This window comes from Xanthomonas sp. NCPPB 2864, assembly GCF_056675615.1.
Map to the genome: position 1 here is coordinate 59,753 of NZ_JBWWVS010000005.1, position 15,232 is coordinate 74,984.

Genomic DNA, 15,232 nt, shown 5'->3' on the forward strand with positions numbered 1-15,232 from the left:
TTATCCCAAAGTCATGAGGACGAGCTTCTTTGGCGCCTCCTCAGCTACGGGAATGCTGATCCCGACGGCCATCAGGAGCGCGGTCATGTCGTCAATTTTTTCCGCCGAACGCTTCTTGTCCGGCGCCATGTTCAAGTTCTGATCCGTGCGAGCCACCAGATTCGAAGCGCACCAGGTGAGCACTGGATCGCCGTCGTGCACCAGCTTTCCGCCGATGTAGGCACGTTCTAATTCCTGCATCGCTGGGTGATACGACTTGGTGCCCTGGATGAACTCAACCAGCGGTACCTCAGCGGTCACCAGCCGACTGACCATCTCAGTCGCGTTCCATCTATCGAAAGCGATGGACTGAACGTTGAAGCGCTCCACCACTTCCAGCACCGCGCGCTCGATGGCAGCGTAGTCGGTGACTTCGCCCTCTGTCTGTTCCATCAGCCCACCAGAAACCCAGCCGGCGTATGGCACCGTTCCGCGCTCCGTCCGCTGCGCTACTGCCGCAGCCGGAACCCACCGCCTCCCCCAGGTGATGATGCGATCATCCACTCGCCACACCAGCCGCAGGGACGTCAGATCTCGCGTACTCGCCAAGTCGAGCCCGCCCCAACACGGCACATCCCGCAGGGCCTCCAAGTCCACAACGCCAGCACACGCGTTCCACTTCGGCAGCGCCACCCAGCTGTTGGCCGAAGCCGCTGGCCGGTTGACGCGCTTGATCTCGAACTCGGCCAGCTTCGACGGCATCCGCTTGGCCTCCACCGCTTCCTTCCGGATGGCGGCCAGCAGGTGCGGATTGGAGTCGATGAGCGGATTCGCTTTGATCCACTTCGACTCGTCGAACGTGTCGTCGGCCTTGGCGCCTGTTGCCTTGTCCTCCTCGTCGATCGCAAAGAACAGCGCGAGGTAGTGGTCGGCCTCGTGGCCGAAGACGCCGGCCAGCAGCTGCTTCACGAACTGCCTGATCTCCGCCCAGGGCCCGGGGTTGGTGTAGCCCTCGGTGGTGGTGAAGAGCCAGAGCGGGTTTTGCCGCGCGCCCGCAGCCGACTGCAGCACGTTGAGCAGGTCCGGCGTCTTGTGCGCGTGGATCTCATCCAGACCGACATGCGACGGGTTGAGCCCGTCTTGCGTGCTGGCCTTCGCGTGGATTGGCTTGAAGCTCGCGCCGATCTCCATCCTCGTGATCGACTTCGCCCAGGTCTCCAGACCATAGGCCTCGCGCAGGTCGGGCGTCTTCTCCACCATCCGCTTGGCGACGTTGAAGATGATCGACGCCTGCGGGAAGGTCGTCGCCGCCGAGATGACCTGCGCGCCCTCCTCGTTCTCGCAGCACTGGCAGTACAGCAGGATCGCCGACGCCAGCGTCGATTTCGCATTCTTGCGCGCCACCGCGAACAGCGCGGACGTGAAGCGCCTGGATCCGTCAGGCTTTCGAAACCCGAACAGCTGCACGACGAAGAACACGTGCGACCGGTGCATCCGGATCTCTGGCGTCTCCCACTTGCCTTCGACGTGTGGCAGCAGCTCGATGAACCCGCATGCATGGCACGCATGTTCCGGCGAGAACCGGAAGGGTGCGCCGCGCTTCTTCGCGCGCGCCAAGTCATCGATAAATCGCTTCGCGGCCTGCCGGATCAACTTGCCAAACCGCAGCCCCTTTTTGTCGGCGATCGCTTCCTGCGCGTAGGCAATGGCCACGCCGACATAGTCGGAAGGATCCGGCTTACGGGCGCGCGGCGCGGCCCTGCCCTGCTTCTTCGCTGGCGCCTTCTTGGCAGCCGGCTTACTTGCTCGGCGCGGCGAGCGCGGCGAACTTGTTGCCGGGCTTCTTGCTGTCACCACCCGAACTCACCTTGCGCCTGCTGGCGGGAGTCATGCCGAACTCGGACATCAGCGCCTTGAACGCTGTGTCCTCGGCGGCCGTTATGTCCATCCCCGCCTTCTGCTTCATCACCATGCGTTGCCAGGCGTAGCAGAGTTGCTGGAGTGCGTAGAGGTCGACGACCTGCAGCACCTTCGCCGCGACCAACTGCGGGCCGAGATCACGCCACATGGCGGCGCCATCGGCGTTCAGATGCTGAGGCGCGTCGGGAAAATCGTCGATCAGGTCGAACTCGGGAACGTCCGGCACCTCGCGGTCCGGCCGGGCCGTCCCGGCGATCACCTTGAGGGCCGGAGCTGTCGGCTTCCGTCCTCTCATTTTTCAAATCCTAATTTTGACCGTGCGAAAATTTGGCTGAGCGGCCGGTGTCCGATCTGGTCGGGCCCAAGTTTTGACCCTCCCCCCCCTGGTGTAGCGCCGACCCGTTCAGGTTCTCGTTCATGAATCTCGTTCAGCCTTTTCGTTCAGGTTCAAGGTCGGGTTTTCGTTCAGTTTTGCGCCCGCTGTTCAGTTTCGTGGCATTCCCCGGCGGGGATGCGAACGATTCGCACCACGAGCCGCTTCGGTCTTCGTCTTGGCTATGTGGCACTCGACGCAGATGGCCTGCAGGTTGTCGTCTGCGCCCGTGCCGCCTTCCGCCTGGGGTACGACATGGTCGACCTCCTCGGCGGGCGTGAGGCGTCCAGCAGCGCTGCATGGGACGCACAGGTACTTGTCGCGCTTCATGATCGCGTCGCGCTTGCGCCGCCACGGCCGGCCACCGCGGCCCTGGCCGTAGTTCTCAGGCTGCGCCTGCGCCACGTGCACTGGTGCGATCTGCCGCAGCGGCTTGTGCCGCGAGGGGAAACCAGGCATCAGTCCAGGCTCATGGATTGGTCACGCTCGGCACCAGACAGCTCGCCGTCGAGGGTGCGGGTAGGCTCTTCGACCTCCTCCACATCATCGGCCAGTGCCTCGAGCAACGCGTCCAGCTTCTGCTCGATTCGATCCAGCTGTGCTGGATTGGTGGCCATGCGCACGCCCGGCGGCAGAACGACAGCCGTGGCCGGGCTATCCAGGCCACGCTGCAGGCTGTCTCGCAGATTCTCGTACTGCTGGAGTGGCAGATGCTGGTCGATTTCGAAAATCACCTTGCCATCAGGCAGGCCACCCAGTCGGGTGATTGTCATCCGCTCGCTCATCGCGCCACCTCGATGCGTTCGGCCAGCACTACGGCTTGGCAGGCACCGACGTGGTCGTCGGCATCTCGGCCGACTTGAACAACAGCTCCCGCAACCTCGCTTCGTAGTTGGGCGTGCGCATCACGTTCGATGGCGCCGGTGACGGAGCGGGACAGGAGGTCAGTGCTGCAGGTGGCGAGGTCGTTGCGCAGCTGGAGCACACCACTGCGCAGGTCAGCCACAACAGCATCAGGGACGGCCTTGGCCGCCTCACGGTCTTGCTCATGGGCATCTCCGATAGCGGCCATTGCATTGGCCTGGTTCTGCTCTGCCGCGCGTGCGGCCTGCTCAACTTGTAAGGCTTGCTTACCAGTTGCGGCGCCGGCCTTTGCCTCTACGGTTTCCGCACGGTCGCCGCGCCACGCCCAGCCGGCGCCGACCATGGCGGCCGACCACAGCAGCGCGGCGGCGATGGCGATCAGGATGCGGTTCATGGCTCAACCGGCCAGCTTGTCGCGCAGGCGGAAGCCTAGCAGCGGCCAGATCTTCGCGACTGCGTTCTGGCGCGCGATCTTGCGGCCGATATCGGGGTCGAAGTTCTCCGGGCTGGCGCAGGCCGACTCACCGGTGACGGTGAAGCCATTACGCAGCACCAGCACGCAGAAAGTCAGCAGACCAAGTTCCAGAGGTGCATTGATCGCAGCGATGCTGAAGCCGTATGCACCGTCCTTGGCGGTAAAGAAGTGCTCGCTGGCGATTGATGCCTCGATGTCGGCCGGCGTTACGCGTGGTGCGGTCAGGCCCTTGGCCTGGATTTCCTGCTCGATGCTCTTGTCGTCCATCTCAAACCCTCGTGTTGGTGTAGGTGATCCAAATCCAGGCAAGCACGGCCAGCAGCACGCCGCATAGTGCGGTGATCAGCCAGCCGGGAGGATCACGTGGCGGCAAGCCGCGGTCCCAGCGGTCGGTCATGTCAGTTGCCAGGGCCTCGGCCCTTGCTTGTGAAGTAGTACTGCCCGATCGAGCCCATCAGCAGAATCAGCGCGCCCAGCAGCATCTGGAATGCATCCCTGTTCTGGTCCGGGATTGCCTCGGTCGTCAGCAGGAACATGCTGGCCCCGAACAGCGCGAAGGTGATCAACGCCAGGCCGAAGCGGGCTGCGCCGGTGTTGCGGGAATTGAATGTCACGTGGGCAGGCTCGCCGCGCCCATCGCAAGGCGCATCACCAGCCGCGACACGGCGCGCTTATCGCGCTCGGTAGCGTCGCTGAAGAGCTCCCATCGGAACTCCTGGATCACCGAGCCGAACTCGAGCCAGTCGCCGCGGCGTGCCGCAGCCCACAGGTCCGTGGCGTCGCGCACCAGCTCGGCGCCGATGATGTCGGCGATCGCGATGATGTACGGCAGCGAGGGGCGCATCTCCGGATGCACGGCGAGCAGTTCGAAAAATCGTCCGCGCAAGGTCTCCTGCGCTTCCATCACGTCTTCGGTGAGCTCCATGGTGGCCACGCGTTCGCTCTGCTCGCGCGTTTCGATGGCCCGACCGTAGCCGAGCCGCATCACGTTGCGCGCGTCGCGGCGCGGGCGGGACGTGCGGCCCCAGCATTCCTGCAGTAGCACCACGGCCTCATCGAGCGACTGACGTTCGGCGGCCAGCAGGGTCGCGTCGTCGAGGTCCGGCACCATCATGCTCCGAGCGCCTTCAGCGCTTTGGCGTAACGCGCCCGGCGGTCAGCGGCACCGTTCTGCCCGCCGTTGACCCGCTCGGTGATGTCGTCGAACCGCCCGGCGTCGGCCAGCGGGTTGAGGTTGCGCGTATCCCAGAAGGCTGCGGCCGCCAACGCGCCCCATTTGGGCTGTTCCAGCGTCTCGGGCTGCTTCTCGAAGTCCGGCACGTCCCGCACGCCCTTGGCGCGCAGCGTGTCGCGCATGCCAGCGTAGTTGGCGCGGCCCGTGTTCTGGATCGGGCCACGGCCGCGGTAGCGGTAGCCATCGCCGCTCGCTTCGTCGCCGTTGCCCAGGCGGTTGGCGTATGCAGCGTTGCCCAGGCCGACCGAGTTGCGCGCCAGCTCCTTGGCCCGCGGCAGCAATGAGCGCCACCGGCTGTTCGGCTTTGCACGTTTGCACGCGTCGATCAGGTTTTCGAGGCTGTAGTTCAGTCCTTCCACCACGGCCGCCAGGCCAGCCGACTCGTGGCCAACTTGCGCCAGGAACGCGGCCATCCGCCGCGGCGTGCTGATGCCGTACAGGCGGCACGCCTCGCTGATCGGCTCGATCCAGCGCTCTGCAGTTCGGTCGCTGCAACCCACCGCCTGCTTCAGTTGTTGGGCGGTCAGCTGCATTCGATACTCCAGAAACGCAAAAGCCCCACCGGTTGGCAGGGCTTGGAATTGGCGGAAGCGGTTGGATTCGAACCAACGGGCCCTCTCGGACCTACGGCTTAGCAAGCCGCTGCCTTCGGCCTCTCGGCCACGCTTCCTATGTGGTTGAGCCGGCACAGCAGTTGCGTCGCTGGGGCGCCGCCGTCACGGAGCGCCCCACCTATGCGACTCCATCGGGAAGCCTCACGGCTGGCCGGTTGCCTGGATTCGCACCCACTGTGACTACCGACTCGAACCCTGAAACGACGAAGCCCCCGAGAGCTTTCGCTTCGGAGGCTTCTGTCACCAATGCGCTCAATTTACTTATTAACCCCTGGGTGTCAAGCATCTTTTTCATCCGTCCAATCGAAACTCGCGCCAGTGCTTTCCGCCGGCTCCGTCAGGCCAGTCCGCATGCGCGCCGGCAGCCTCCATCGCGCGGCGCATGGCGCCCTTGTCGGCCTCCTGATCCGTGCGCATGTGCAGCCACGATCCGTGCTGCCAGTACTTGCCGAGATCGGACGCCATGCCGGCAACGGCCGCATGTGCAGCGCGTTCGCTGCAGGTGGGCATGGTCCAGACCTTCGCGATGCGTGCCGGACATGCTTCCTGCACCTGCTTCAGCGTGGCTGCCAGGTCCACAGCCCGACCAAGACGGAACGCGCTCTTCCCGTCCGCCAGCGGCACCGCCGCCAGGTACACCCACCACCGTTTCAGCGAGCGCTTCATTTGGCAGCCCTGCTTGTACGACCCTGCCGCAGGTAACAACCGATCGCTACAAGCCACGCAGCATACTCTGGCCGTCCCGACACACCAACAGCAAACCCGATAGAAAAGGCCAGGTGCTCAGCCACCGCCAGTACCAGATAGACGCGCTCAGTCGTATTCATGGCTGATGCTCCGGCTTGGCGGCGAGCATGGCCTGTGCTTCACGCACGACTGTCAACTTTTTTTCAATTCGGGCAGGACGGAATTCAGTGCTGCGAACGTATTCCTCCACATCCTCAGCAAGGTCGCGCAGTGTTTCCACCGGCACCAGCACGAAACCAGCCGGCGCTTTCGGTGCAGCAAAAGCTGGAACAACCCGGTCGCGAGTCTTGTACATCGGTTCGCCGTTCGGCCCGCTCCGACCCGCAATCAGGTCGGCAAGCATGTACCAAGTGTCGCCGTTGGCGTGCGGATATGACCCGGAGACGATAAGTGCTGGCTGTTGGGATAGGGCGTCCGCAGCATCTTCAAGCGCAGTTGCCGCCAGCTCCAGCTCACGCAAGAGCCACGCCGGATGCTGCGTCTTCATCTGCGCGGTGTCTCGCATGATCTGCGCGCGCCGCCGCAACTCCCGCGCCGTCTGCTCGATGTCGTTCATGCACCCTCCGCAGCGTGCTTGGCCCTTGCTTCTTCGTAGTGCGCATTGCAGCAAGCGCCATGACCCATCCAAAGGATGTGCGACGGCCGGCCGCACGCGCACTGCGGCATGGGGTCCGCACGATTGGCATCCATCCATGCCTGGGCCTCTTTCCCATATGGCGCGTCCTCGTCAGGGATCAGACCCGGGCCCCACAGGCCATTGTGGATCCAGCTCATAGCTTCCTCAGCTCCCCGCCCGTGCTGCCATTCAATCCACGCTGCCTGATTGGCAGTGGTCTGGTCGTGGACAATCTTGCCCATCTGCTGCAGAACCTTGTCGATGGCGAGAATCTCGGCGCGCAGCTGCTCGCTGCTCATCCCCTTGATGCGTTCTTCGATGTTCATGCTGCCCCCTTGATGTCTAGGAATCCGTGTTGGTGCCACCAGCGCAGCGTGCGAGCCATTCCGCGTAGGGCGTAGAACAGCCAGTCCTCGCTGCCTCGCTTGAGGCCATGCGTAGTGCCGTTGGAGTCGAATGCGCGATGGCATGCGCCGCAGCCGAAGGTGGCGCACACGTCGTCGGGCTTCTGCGCGCCGCCCACTTCGCCAGCGATGCGGATGTGGCAGAGCATGCAGCCCTGGCCGTCGCACACCCCTGCGATGTTGAGCATGCAGCGCGCGTCGTGGTGGCCGGCGCTCTTGCGTAGTGCATTCGAGATGATCATGCGACCACCTGCAGCAGCGGGCGGACCATGTGCGGGCGCAGACGGCGGCCGACCAGTTCGAAGCCGGCGGCGCGCAGTGTCAGGTAGGCGCCCTGGCGCAGCGGCGCGTGCCCGGCGTTGGCGATCAGGTTGTTCGCCGTCTCCATGCGTTCGAAATTCTTGCGCCCGCGCCCGCAGTAGTAGCCGCGCAGCACGCAGGCCATGACCACGTCTTCCTTGGCGATGCCGCCGATGACGTCCTCCACGCGCTGGGCCCGGGCGTCCACCTCGAGCGGCTTGAACCCCACATTGGGCGGCGGCATCTCGCCGCGGTGCTCGATCAGCACCTGCAGCATGTTCTTGCTGGCCAGGCCCAGGTAGTCGAAGTCGCGGTGCAGCGCAAACTCGAAGCCCCACCATTCCAGGTCGGAGCGCGTCGCCTCGGTGAAGCTGTCGAACTCGGCCATGGTCAGGCTCTCCCTTGCACCGGCTCTGCGCTTCCATCCCGGCCCAGGCACCACACCTGGCCGTCGACGTGCACGTTTGCCCACCGGGCGCCCTGCAGCAGCAGCCAGTGCGTCGCGTCGTCCAGCGACTCGAACTCGTGGCGCGCGGCGCGCGGGTCGGCTGCGTTGGTGTTCGTGTCCATCAATTCCCCCTCTTCTCTGCTGCTGCCGCGATGCGTTCGAACTTGCGGGCCTGGTACTCGTTGGCCTGGATCGCCGCGCTTTTGCTCTTACGCTCGCGCTCGCCAATGGCCGGCTTGCTATGGATGCCGTCCAGCCGCGCACGGATCTGGTTGGCTTGGCTGCGCGCCCAGGCCGAGCGCTTGGCCGGCGCGGTCATGCCCGGCCGTTCCCGCCGCGGCCGAACGCGGTGCGCAGGCGCTGCGTCCAGACGTAGAGTGGCCAACACCAGCTCGCGCGGAACCGCGCGTTCTCGCTGCTGACATCGATCAGCTTCTGCAGGTTGCTGCCCAGGTTGGCGCGCAGCACGTCCTTCGTCGGCTGCTTCATGCGGCGCGGCTGCGGCGCGGGCTGGTTGGAGATCAGGTCTTCGCTCATCGGGGCCTCAGTGGTGCGTAATGGTGGAAAGCGCGGCCGGCGCGCTCAGCGCCTTGGCCAGGTTGGTGAGGCCCTTCGCGGTGACGCGCACCTGCGTGCGCACCCACTCGCTGCCGTCCGGCTTGGCGCCGGTGGTGAGCTTGTGTTCCAGGCAGCCGCTGTGCAGCCGGCCGGCGTAGGCCAGCCAGGTCGAAGCCAGCGGGTGGCGATAGATCCACCGCTTCTGCTCGAGCAGGGCCAGGAACTTCCGCTCAGGGATCTGCATGGTCTTGGCCGCCTCGCGCAGGTTGAGCGAGCCGTCGGCGATGGCGATCCGATCCAGGGCCTCGGCTTTCGGCGTCAGCTCCTCGACGCGGCCCGCATAACTGGCCAGAAGCCCGCGTAGCGCGGCCGGATTCGACAGCAGCGCCAGAGGATCGGCCGGCGCTGCGACGCGGCGCTCCAGCTCTTGCCAGCGGTCGACCAGGCGCGCGGTGAATTCCGGCGACAGCTGTGCCACCACCACGATGCTGTCGCGCTTGCCCTGCTCGCCGGCGAATTGATAGGCGGTGCCGGTGTTGGTCGCAGAGCGAATTTCCACCGTTGGTGGAGATTCGATTACCCCCGACTCGGCCAAGCGCTCAATGGTCCTCTTCACGCTGTCGTGTCTGGAATTCACCAGCTCGGCAATTTCACGGCTGGTGATGGCCGGCGCGTCGCCGGCAATGGTGAGTTGGCTCATGGGTGCACGTCCTGGCTCGCGCCGGTGATGATGAAAACCACCTCGCCGCCCTTGCGCGGCTCTGCGCGCACCAGCGGGTGGGAGATGAAACGCTGGTCGTCGATGCCCAACACCTGGGCCAGGCCGTCGCGGTACGCCTTGCAGCGGCCGAGCATGTTGTCGTCGTCCGGCATCTGCTTCGTCGGTGGGTAGAAGTCGATCCACAGGTGCAGACGGCCCGCCGGCAACTGCATGCCCTTCCAGCCGGCCTGGAAGGCGGTGAGCACGGCGCGCTGCCGGGCGCTCTTGGTCGCCTTGGCTTTGCGCGACCAGTGCACGCGCGCGTTCGGCGAAAGATCCTTGCTCGGCCACGGGAGCGTCAGGGCGATCAAGCGCGGCACCGATCGGGGATGTACTGCTCGACACCAGGCAGACGGGTTACCTGCCCGCCGGCACGGATCCAGTCGTCGACGGTCTGCACCGGCGGTCGAGCGGCAACTGGCCGGCCGAGCACGGACGCGCGGATCGGGATCACCGTGTAGCCCTTCGGCGATCGCACCGGCTTCGTCTTGGCCGCGAGCCGGGCCTGCTGCTTGGCCTCTCTTGCCGCTTGGCGAACGGCCAGCCGCTCCGCCTTCTCCCGCGCCAGCCTTTCCGCGCGTGCCGCCTTCTGCAGCGCCTCGTCCTGGCGCCGCTCCGCCATCGTGCGGCCGCCGTTATCGAGGTGCCGCTGGCGCATGTAGGCGCGGTGCTTCTCGGCCCGGGACAGGCTCTCGCCCTCGTGCGGCGGCGGATCGCACACGAATGCGTATGCCGGGCGCGGGCCGTTGCCGACGCGCTTGAGGTAACCGCCGTCGGCGTTGTCCTTGATGGCGCTGTAGTACGGCCGGCGATTCTCGGCACCCTGGGCGATGCCCATGCCGTCCAAGATCACCCGCGGCGAATGCGCGCCCGGGTTGGCCTTGAGCCATTCGCGAACGCGGGCGGGATAGGCCTTCATGCCTGCACCGCCGTTGCGTCGCCAAGTTCTGCGGCAGCGCGCTCCAGCGCCGCGCGTGCTGCGTCGCGGTCGACCACTTCGGGCGCCTTCGCCGGCGGCGGCAGCGCCGTGGTTGCAGGCTCCGGTACCTCACCGCCGCGCATGACGTGCTCGCGCGCCAGCTCGTATGCCTCGCGCACCATGCGATCGGCATCGCTGGCGCTGGCGCCGCGGTAGCGATAGCCGTCCAGCTTCAGGCCCACCAGCACGGTGAAGCCGCTGCGGTCACCACCGCCGCGCATCTCGTTCGACACCTGTGCCAGGCTCGGCACGCCGAGACAGCGCGCGCGGAACTCGGGCAGCGTGGGCGGCCACGGGTCCGCTGCGGCGATGCACGCCGTCAGGCCTGCGCCGAGCTGCTGCGCCGTGACGCCGGCCAAGCCCTTCGCCCAGGTGCTGCCGGCGCCGGTTGACGGGTCTGCGCCGAAGCCGCTGGTCCACCGCGTGCCGTAGATCTCAGCCATGCGCGTCCACACCGTGGCAATCGCTGTGATCGAAATCGGCGACGGCGTGGCCGGCGGCGTCACGCTGGATGGCTTCACGGGCAAAACGTTGGGTGCGCTCGGCAGCGCTTTCGCGAGGGATTGCATGGGCGGATGCTCCGGAGGTGATGGTGTTGGCGCCCGTGGCGCGCTGACGGCGTGCCGCAGCGATCAGGTAGGCGGCGGGCTTGTCCGGGTAGACGTCGGACAGCTCGAGCAGGTGCTGGGCGGTGACGCCCTCGCCTGCTGCGGCGATCAGGTCGGGGTTCTGGCTGGTGATGCGAAGGCCGGGGCGGTTCAGCGTCAGGGCGCCGCGGTTCAACGCTGCTGCGATGGAACCTGCCTGTGTTCCACACACACCGTGCGCAGCGTCGGCGCCAGTGGTGTGTGGTGTATTGGTTCCCTGATGGTTATATGACGGTTCCGTGTCCCGTTTTTGGGACTGTTTCGGCGGAAAAACGGGACTGTTTGCAGGGAAAAACGGGACTGTTACCTCTTCGAAAGAGTCCCAATTTCGGGCCTGTTCCTCGCCAAAATGTTCCACGGAATAACGGTCCCGTTTTTGGGACTGTTCGATTTGATGTTCCACGGCCGGGTAAGAAGCCGGGGCATCGCCCTGCTGAGCAGCAGCACTCGGTGGATTGAGGCGGTAGACGATCACCTGGTTGGTGGTGCCGCGGCGATGGCCGGTGTCGCGAATGAGGCCGGCCGCCACCAGGCGCGCCATGTTCGTCAGCACGGTCTTGCGGTCCTGCCCTGTTGCCTCGGCCAGGTATGCGACGGACGGGTAAGCCTCCCAGTTGTCGCCGCCGGCGCAGTTGGCCAGCACCACCAGAACGAACTTGGCGGACGACTTGTCCACGGGCTGCTTCAGCGCCCAGGTGATGGCCTCGACGCTCATAGGCTAACCACCACACCGCCGAGCGCATGGCCCACGCGATGGTCGGCCAGCTGACGATCCTGCTCGCGCAGCGATTCTCCGCGCACGCGGCCGAGCGCCTCGTCGATCATTGACGAAGCAACCGCGTCACTCACATGCGCTGCAGCTGCAATCTCGGCCGCGTTGCAGCCTTGCTTCAACAAATCCCACACCTGGCGTCGCGACATGTTCCGAACCGGCTCTGGATGGCGGTGCGCAGCTTGCACAACCGCCCTTCCTGCACGTACGTCCGCCTGCTGGGGATAACCTGTGGACTTCATTCCCCACCGCCCTGAGCTGCTGCCTGCGCCGCTTCTTTCTCCGCTTCCTCGGCGACCGCTTCCCAATGGGCGACTCGCTTGTCGAGATCCTTGATGCGTGCGGTAAGCAGAGCGCGCAGGGACGGGTTCGTGGTTGCCCGGCGTGTGAAACCCGCGGTTTCCCTCATGAGCTGCGTGGAGTCGGCCATTGAGCGGGCACGCGCTGCCTTGTCCAGCGGTTCTGCTTTCAGACCGTCCGGTGTCGCCTGCAGCGACTTCAGCACCAGCGGATGCTTCGATCCCCAGGACATCAGTGCGCTCCCGCTACCGCTGCGGCGCGGGCATGCTGCGCAACTTCTGCCAGCATCGCCTGGGCATCGCCGCACGCTGCTGCAATCTCTGCCGCCTCGTTTGCGGTGATGCGGCCGTCAGCGATCGACTCGCCGATGATCTGGGCCAGCTTGCCCTTCGCCGACGACGCCAGCAGCAGCGCGGAAAGCATGTTGCCGCCGGTGGGCGTCTCGGTGCGCGTCAGCGTGTAGCCGTGCTCGGCAGCCAGCGCGTGCAGGATGCGGTCGTCACCGGTCACGCCCATGATCTGGCTCGCCTCGGCCAAGGTCAGGTGGTGCGTTGTGGTGTTCGGATTGACCTTGCTGCGCAGCACCGCGTCAGACATGGCGCGCTCGCGGCCATCGTCCTTCGTGGTGATCAAGCGCGTGGCAAGTGCAACGCTACCGCCCGGGTAGGAGTGAACGGTGTGGTATGCAGCGTCGGTGATGTTCATCGGGTTTCTGCCTGAACGTGGTTTCGAGTGACGGCGGCCGGCAACATCACGGCCATGGAGAACAACTGCTCTGGAACAGCACCGGCCTCAGCCGGAACGCATCAAAATGGCGTCGCCCTCAGCGCGGTACGCTGGTGCCCCCACGGCTCCAACGACTGCCCGCAAGGAGGGCGACATGGACGAAACGCAGGCGCTGCGCGCGGAACTGAAAGACCTGCGCGAGATGGTCGATATCCTCATGGGCCGCTTAAACGGCTTGCACCAGGTGGTCGCGCAGTTCGCGCTCGACAGGGAAAATCCGACCGAGGTGCTCATGCAGAACCTCGCCGCTGCAACAGAACGCTCAGCAGCAGACATGCTGCAATCACAGCTATCGGACGCAACGAGGGACGAGCACCTGCGCGTCTGTCGGGAGATTGTGGTTTTCCTGAACAACGCGCGGCTGGAACTGCAGAAGAACTCGGGGCTGCAGACACCACTCGAAAGCGGTCTGCCTGGAATGAGGTAGGCGCAAGCAACTTCACCCCGGTGCAAACGCCGTTGGTGTACGCCAGAGTCACGTGCGCTGGATTCGCGCTGTCGGTATGGAGGCTGACCATCTCAGGCCACCTCCACGGGAACGATTCGCTCTGCGTCCAGATCGGACGGAGCCTTTGGTTCCTCGGTCGGCTGCGTGGCGACCAGCGCCAGGACGGTGGGCAGCGCAGGCAGTTGCTCGTCCTCGCCCCACGCCTCGACCTGATCGCGCGGAAGCTTCAGCAGCACTGCCAGTCCGGCGTCGTTCAAAAGGCCGAGCTTTTCGCGCAGCTCGCGCTTGGTGATCTCCGCGGCAGCTGCAGGCGTGACACGGAATACCGCAGGACCGAAGACCTCGGTCCGCGTCACTCTTGTAAACGGAGGAATCCCCCGATACTTCCAGTTCTGGACTCGTTGGGTGCCGCGCGGCATCTGAAAACCAAGCGCACGCGCAACGGCAGCGGGGCCGCCGAGCTGATCGATCAACTCGGCATCTTCGTGAAGTTCAACGGCAGTGTGAGCGTTCATGGCTCCGACTCTACACGTTACGTGTATGTCGTTCAACACAATTCGTGTAGGACATGAACTACACGCCGCGTGTAACTTCCCAACCCATGGAACTAGGGTCACGGCTCAAGGCTGCCCGCAAGGCGGCTGGTTACTCCCAAAGCAAGCTAGCTGAGCTATGCGGCTGGGATGCCCCGTCGCGCCTAGCCAACTACGAGCAGGGGACCCGCGAGCCTACGCTTGCTGATCTTCGGCTGATTGCAAGCAAGATCAATCACCCCGAATACAGCTTCCCCTGGATCGCCTTAGGTGACGAGGCTCAACCCCAGTCTCAGGTTGAGCGACTGTCAGCACTCACCATCCTCTCAGCCGCCCGGCTCGCTTCGCAGTCATTGCAGGATCCACATCCTTTGGACCCTGCTGATCCAGACGATGCAGAGCTACTGGCTGCCGCGATTGACGCGGTGCTATCAGGCGGGCTTGGCGATAGCACAGAGGGCGAGTCGTTGCGATTCGCGCGCAGAGGCACTGCAGCAGGAGGGACTGATGAAGGGAATAGATCCGATCGAACGGATGGCCGAACTCATAGCACTAAGAGCGAAGCGAAAGCTGGGCGTTCCGGCTCGTCTACGAGTGGTGGGCGGAGAAAGTCAGCCTAGCCAGCTGCCAGAGACCCCTAGGCCTTCAGTCCAGAACGGAATGGATGACATCACTCGAGAGTCATATTTCCGTTTGATTCGAAGCTATAAAAGAAGTTGGGGCGCCCCGATGCAGCTTTTAGTTGAACAAGCTTGCGTCGGCGTCGGGAATCTTGAGCAATTATCCGACGCTGATCTGGTCAAGCTCATGAAAGACATGCACAAGGGACTAGACTGCATCCGCGACGACGTGTCATTCGAGGATGCCGGACTGATACGGAAGTGGATATAGTTAGCCCGCCCAAGGCCTAGACTGTGTTTGGCTGTAGAGGCTTTTTATACCAACAACATCCTCGGCCGAAACTTCATATTCGTCGTTGCAGATTTTATATTCCACTTTGCTGCCAGCAGCGATTTTGGAAAATTGCTCTTCTGTTAGCGGTTGATAAATCTGTTCAACAACTCCGCCTCGGACCGCTTTGCCGTTGTGAAGTGCTGGCTCAGTCGAAAGTGGAACGCCATCAACCAGCCAATGAACAGAATGGCATTGCAAATATTTCCACTCCTTGAATGAAAACATTATTGCAAGGCTTCGGCTGACGACGCCTTTGTCTTCCTTCACAGCGGCGGCAATAAAAGGCTTGGCGAGAGAAAGCTGGCCCTCATACTTGACTACTCGAACGCCTGTAAAGCGATCGGTGGAGTCCTTCAGTTGCTGAGCGATCGCCGTATTTAACGCAAACAGAAATAACGCAGCAAACGTCAACGCAACTTGTTTTTGCACGGTAGCCGCCCAGTGGTCTGTGTTGGATCAAGCCTACTTGCCTTAACTATTTTTTGCCAAATCAATAAGCTGAACAAGGAAAGAGTTGTTCA

At 64.2% G+C, this 15,232-nt stretch carries 30 protein-coding genes and 1 tRNA gene; 2 read left to right on the plus strand and 29 right to left on the minus strand.

Annotated features, from left to right (window positions below):
* From AC1KVE_RS12715 to AC1KVE_RS12845, 27 genes are all read right to left on the minus strand, one after another.
* Complete coding sequence (locus tag AC1KVE_RS12715; protein ID WP_481092293.1) at window positions 1-1,692, minus strand: terminase large subunit; 1,692 nt, start codon at window positions 1,690-1,692, stop codon at window positions 1-3.
* Between the two features lie 85 nt (window positions 1,693-1,777).
* Complete coding sequence (locus tag AC1KVE_RS12720) at window positions 1,778-2,194, minus strand: P27 family phage terminase small subunit (protein WP_184385321.1); 417 nt, start codon at window positions 2,192-2,194, stop codon at window positions 1,778-1,780.
* Between the two features lie 189 nt (window positions 2,195-2,383).
* On the minus strand, window positions 2,384-2,731 hold the full coding sequence (locus AC1KVE_RS12725; protein WP_481092292.1) for an HNH endonuclease: 348 nt from the start codon (window positions 2,729-2,731) through the stop codon (window positions 2,384-2,386).
* Window positions 2,731-3,057: a hypothetical protein gene (locus tag AC1KVE_RS12730; RefSeq protein ID WP_481092291.1), complete on the minus strand. Its 327-nt coding sequence runs from the start codon at window positions 3,055-3,057 to the stop codon at window positions 2,731-2,733. The genes AC1KVE_RS12725 and AC1KVE_RS12730 overlap by 1 nt, the downstream gene beginning before the upstream one ends.
* A complete protein-coding gene (locus tag AC1KVE_RS12735) occupies window positions 3,054-3,530 on the minus strand; it encodes a lysis system spanin subunit (protein ID WP_481092290.1) in 477 nt (158 codons plus the stop codon). The genes AC1KVE_RS12730 and AC1KVE_RS12735 overlap by 4 nt, the downstream gene beginning before the upstream one ends.
* A 3-nt stretch (window positions 3,531-3,533) precedes the next feature.
* On the minus strand, window positions 3,534-3,878 hold the full coding sequence (locus tag AC1KVE_RS12740; RefSeq protein ID WP_481092289.1) for a Gp49 family protein: 345 nt from the start codon (window positions 3,876-3,878) through the stop codon (window positions 3,534-3,536).
* 1 nt (window position 3,879) lies between these two features.
* Window positions 3,880-4,008 carry a hypothetical protein gene (locus tag AC1KVE_RS12745; protein WP_481092288.1) on the minus strand — a complete coding sequence of 43 codons (129 nt, stop codon included), beginning with the start codon at window positions 4,006-4,008 and terminating at the stop codon, window positions 3,880-3,882.
* 1 nt (window position 4,009) lies between these two features.
* On the minus strand, window positions 4,010-4,225 hold the full coding sequence (locus AC1KVE_RS12750) for a hypothetical protein (RefSeq protein WP_481092287.1): 216 nt from the start codon (window positions 4,223-4,225) through the stop codon (window positions 4,010-4,012).
* Window positions 4,222-4,725, minus strand: a complete 504-nt coding sequence (locus AC1KVE_RS12755) for a hypothetical protein (protein WP_481092286.1) — start codon at window positions 4,723-4,725, stop codon at window positions 4,222-4,224. The genes AC1KVE_RS12750 and AC1KVE_RS12755 overlap by 4 nt, the downstream gene beginning before the upstream one ends.
* Window positions 4,722-5,378 (minus strand): glycoside hydrolase family 19 protein, encoded by a 657-nt coding sequence (locus tag AC1KVE_RS12760; protein WP_481092285.1) that lies wholly within the window; start codon window positions 5,376-5,378, stop codon window positions 4,722-4,724. Before AC1KVE_RS12760 ends, AC1KVE_RS12755 begins: the two co-directional genes overlap by 4 nt.
* A 49-nt stretch (window positions 5,379-5,427) precedes the next feature.
* Window positions 5,428-5,515, minus strand: a tRNA-Ser gene (locus AC1KVE_RS12765).
* A gap of 235 nt (window positions 5,516-5,750) precedes the next feature.
* Window positions 5,751-6,125 (minus strand): hypothetical protein, encoded by a 375-nt coding sequence (locus tag AC1KVE_RS12770; RefSeq protein WP_481092284.1) that lies wholly within the window; start codon window positions 6,123-6,125, stop codon window positions 5,751-5,753.
* 157 nt (window positions 6,126-6,282) lie between these two features.
* A complete protein-coding gene (locus tag AC1KVE_RS12775; RefSeq protein WP_481092283.1) occupies window positions 6,283-6,762 on the minus strand; it encodes a hypothetical protein in 480 nt (159 codons plus the stop codon).
* Window positions 6,759-7,148, minus strand: a complete 390-nt coding sequence (locus AC1KVE_RS12780; protein ID WP_481092282.1) for a hypothetical protein — start codon at window positions 7,146-7,148, stop codon at window positions 6,759-6,761. Before AC1KVE_RS12780 ends, AC1KVE_RS12775 begins: the two co-directional genes overlap by 4 nt.
* Window positions 7,145-7,468, minus strand: coding sequence for a nuclease domain-containing protein (locus AC1KVE_RS12785; protein WP_184387097.1), 324 nt, complete (start codon window positions 7,466-7,468; stop codon window positions 7,145-7,147). Before AC1KVE_RS12785 ends, AC1KVE_RS12780 begins: the two co-directional genes overlap by 4 nt.
* Complete coding sequence (locus AC1KVE_RS12790; protein WP_481092281.1) at window positions 7,465-7,914, minus strand: hypothetical protein; 450 nt, start codon at window positions 7,912-7,914, stop codon at window positions 7,465-7,467. The genes AC1KVE_RS12785 and AC1KVE_RS12790 overlap by 4 nt, the downstream gene beginning before the upstream one ends.
* Window positions 7,915-7,916: 2 nt before the next feature.
* On the minus strand, window positions 7,917-8,096 hold the full coding sequence (locus AC1KVE_RS12795) for a hypothetical protein (RefSeq protein WP_104567163.1): 180 nt from the start codon (window positions 8,094-8,096) through the stop codon (window positions 7,917-7,919).
* The gene (locus tag AC1KVE_RS12800; RefSeq protein WP_481092280.1) at window positions 8,096-8,293 is read right to left on the minus strand and encodes a hypothetical protein; all 198 of its coding nucleotides are present in this window, start codon (window positions 8,291-8,293) and stop codon (window positions 8,096-8,098) included. The genes AC1KVE_RS12795 and AC1KVE_RS12800 overlap by 1 nt, the downstream gene beginning before the upstream one ends.
* Window positions 8,290-8,511 carry a hypothetical protein gene (locus AC1KVE_RS12805; protein ID WP_481092279.1) on the minus strand — a complete coding sequence of 74 codons (222 nt, stop codon included), beginning with the start codon at window positions 8,509-8,511 and terminating at the stop codon, window positions 8,290-8,292. The genes AC1KVE_RS12800 and AC1KVE_RS12805 overlap by 4 nt, the downstream gene beginning before the upstream one ends.
* Window positions 8,512-8,518: 7 nt before the next feature.
* The gene (locus AC1KVE_RS12810; RefSeq protein WP_481092278.1) at window positions 8,519-9,232 is read right to left on the minus strand and encodes a phage antirepressor KilAC domain-containing protein; all 714 of its coding nucleotides are present in this window, start codon (window positions 9,230-9,232) and stop codon (window positions 8,519-8,521) included.
* Complete coding sequence (locus tag AC1KVE_RS12815) at window positions 9,229-9,603, minus strand: RusA family crossover junction endodeoxyribonuclease (RefSeq protein ID WP_478204109.1); 375 nt, start codon at window positions 9,601-9,603, stop codon at window positions 9,229-9,231. Before AC1KVE_RS12815 ends, AC1KVE_RS12810 begins: the two co-directional genes overlap by 4 nt.
* Window positions 9,600-10,211: a hypothetical protein gene (locus tag AC1KVE_RS12820; RefSeq protein WP_481092277.1), complete on the minus strand. Its 612-nt coding sequence runs from the start codon at window positions 10,209-10,211 to the stop codon at window positions 9,600-9,602. Before AC1KVE_RS12820 ends, AC1KVE_RS12815 begins: the two co-directional genes overlap by 4 nt.
* A complete protein-coding gene (locus AC1KVE_RS12825) occupies window positions 10,208-10,714 on the minus strand; it encodes a hypothetical protein (protein WP_440584230.1) in 507 nt (168 codons plus the stop codon). The genes AC1KVE_RS12820 and AC1KVE_RS12825 overlap by 4 nt, the downstream gene beginning before the upstream one ends.
* Entirely contained in the window at window positions 10,707-11,633 is a 927-nt protein-coding gene (locus tag AC1KVE_RS12830) for a helix-turn-helix domain-containing protein (protein WP_481092276.1), read from the minus strand. Before AC1KVE_RS12830 ends, AC1KVE_RS12825 begins: the two co-directional genes overlap by 8 nt.
* The gene (locus tag AC1KVE_RS12835; protein WP_126962499.1) at window positions 11,630-11,839 is read right to left on the minus strand and encodes a hypothetical protein; all 210 of its coding nucleotides are present in this window, start codon (window positions 11,837-11,839) and stop codon (window positions 11,630-11,632) included. The genes AC1KVE_RS12830 and AC1KVE_RS12835 overlap by 4 nt, the downstream gene beginning before the upstream one ends.
* 89 nt (window positions 11,840-11,928) lie before the next feature.
* A complete protein-coding gene (locus tag AC1KVE_RS12840) occupies window positions 11,929-12,222 on the minus strand; it encodes a hypothetical protein (RefSeq protein WP_126962497.1) in 294 nt (97 codons plus the stop codon).
* Entirely contained in the window at window positions 12,222-12,695 is a 474-nt protein-coding gene (locus AC1KVE_RS12845; RefSeq protein WP_481092275.1) for a phage regulatory CII family protein, read from the minus strand. Before AC1KVE_RS12845 ends, AC1KVE_RS12840 begins: the two co-directional genes overlap by 1 nt.
* A gap of 175 nt (window positions 12,696-12,870) precedes the next feature.
* Between AC1KVE_RS12845 and AC1KVE_RS12850 the strand changes: the two genes are divergently transcribed.
* Window positions 12,871-13,203 carry a hypothetical protein gene (locus AC1KVE_RS12850; RefSeq protein ID WP_481092274.1) on the plus strand — a complete coding sequence of 111 codons (333 nt, stop codon included), beginning with the start codon at window positions 12,871-12,873 and terminating at the stop codon, window positions 13,201-13,203.
* A 92-nt stretch (window positions 13,204-13,295) separates the two neighbouring features.
* Here AC1KVE_RS12850 and AC1KVE_RS12855 read toward each other — a convergent pair whose 3' ends face one another.
* Window positions 13,296-13,739 carry a hypothetical protein gene (locus AC1KVE_RS12855; RefSeq protein WP_481092273.1) on the minus strand — a complete coding sequence of 148 codons (444 nt, stop codon included), beginning with the start codon at window positions 13,737-13,739 and terminating at the stop codon, window positions 13,296-13,298.
* 86 nt (window positions 13,740-13,825) lie between these two features.
* Here AC1KVE_RS12855 and AC1KVE_RS12860 point away from each other — a divergent pair, with 86 nt between their 5' ends.
* Window positions 13,826-14,377 (plus strand): helix-turn-helix domain-containing protein, encoded by a 552-nt coding sequence (locus AC1KVE_RS12860; protein ID WP_481093063.1) that lies wholly within the window; start codon window positions 13,826-13,828, stop codon window positions 14,375-14,377.
* Window positions 14,378-14,648: 271 nt separating this feature from the next.
* Here AC1KVE_RS12860 and AC1KVE_RS12865 read toward each other — a convergent pair whose 3' ends face one another.
* On the minus strand, window positions 14,649-15,140 hold the full coding sequence (locus AC1KVE_RS12865) for a hypothetical protein (RefSeq protein ID WP_481092271.1): 492 nt from the start codon (window positions 15,138-15,140) through the stop codon (window positions 14,649-14,651).
* Window positions 15,141-15,232 lie beyond the last annotated feature (92 nt).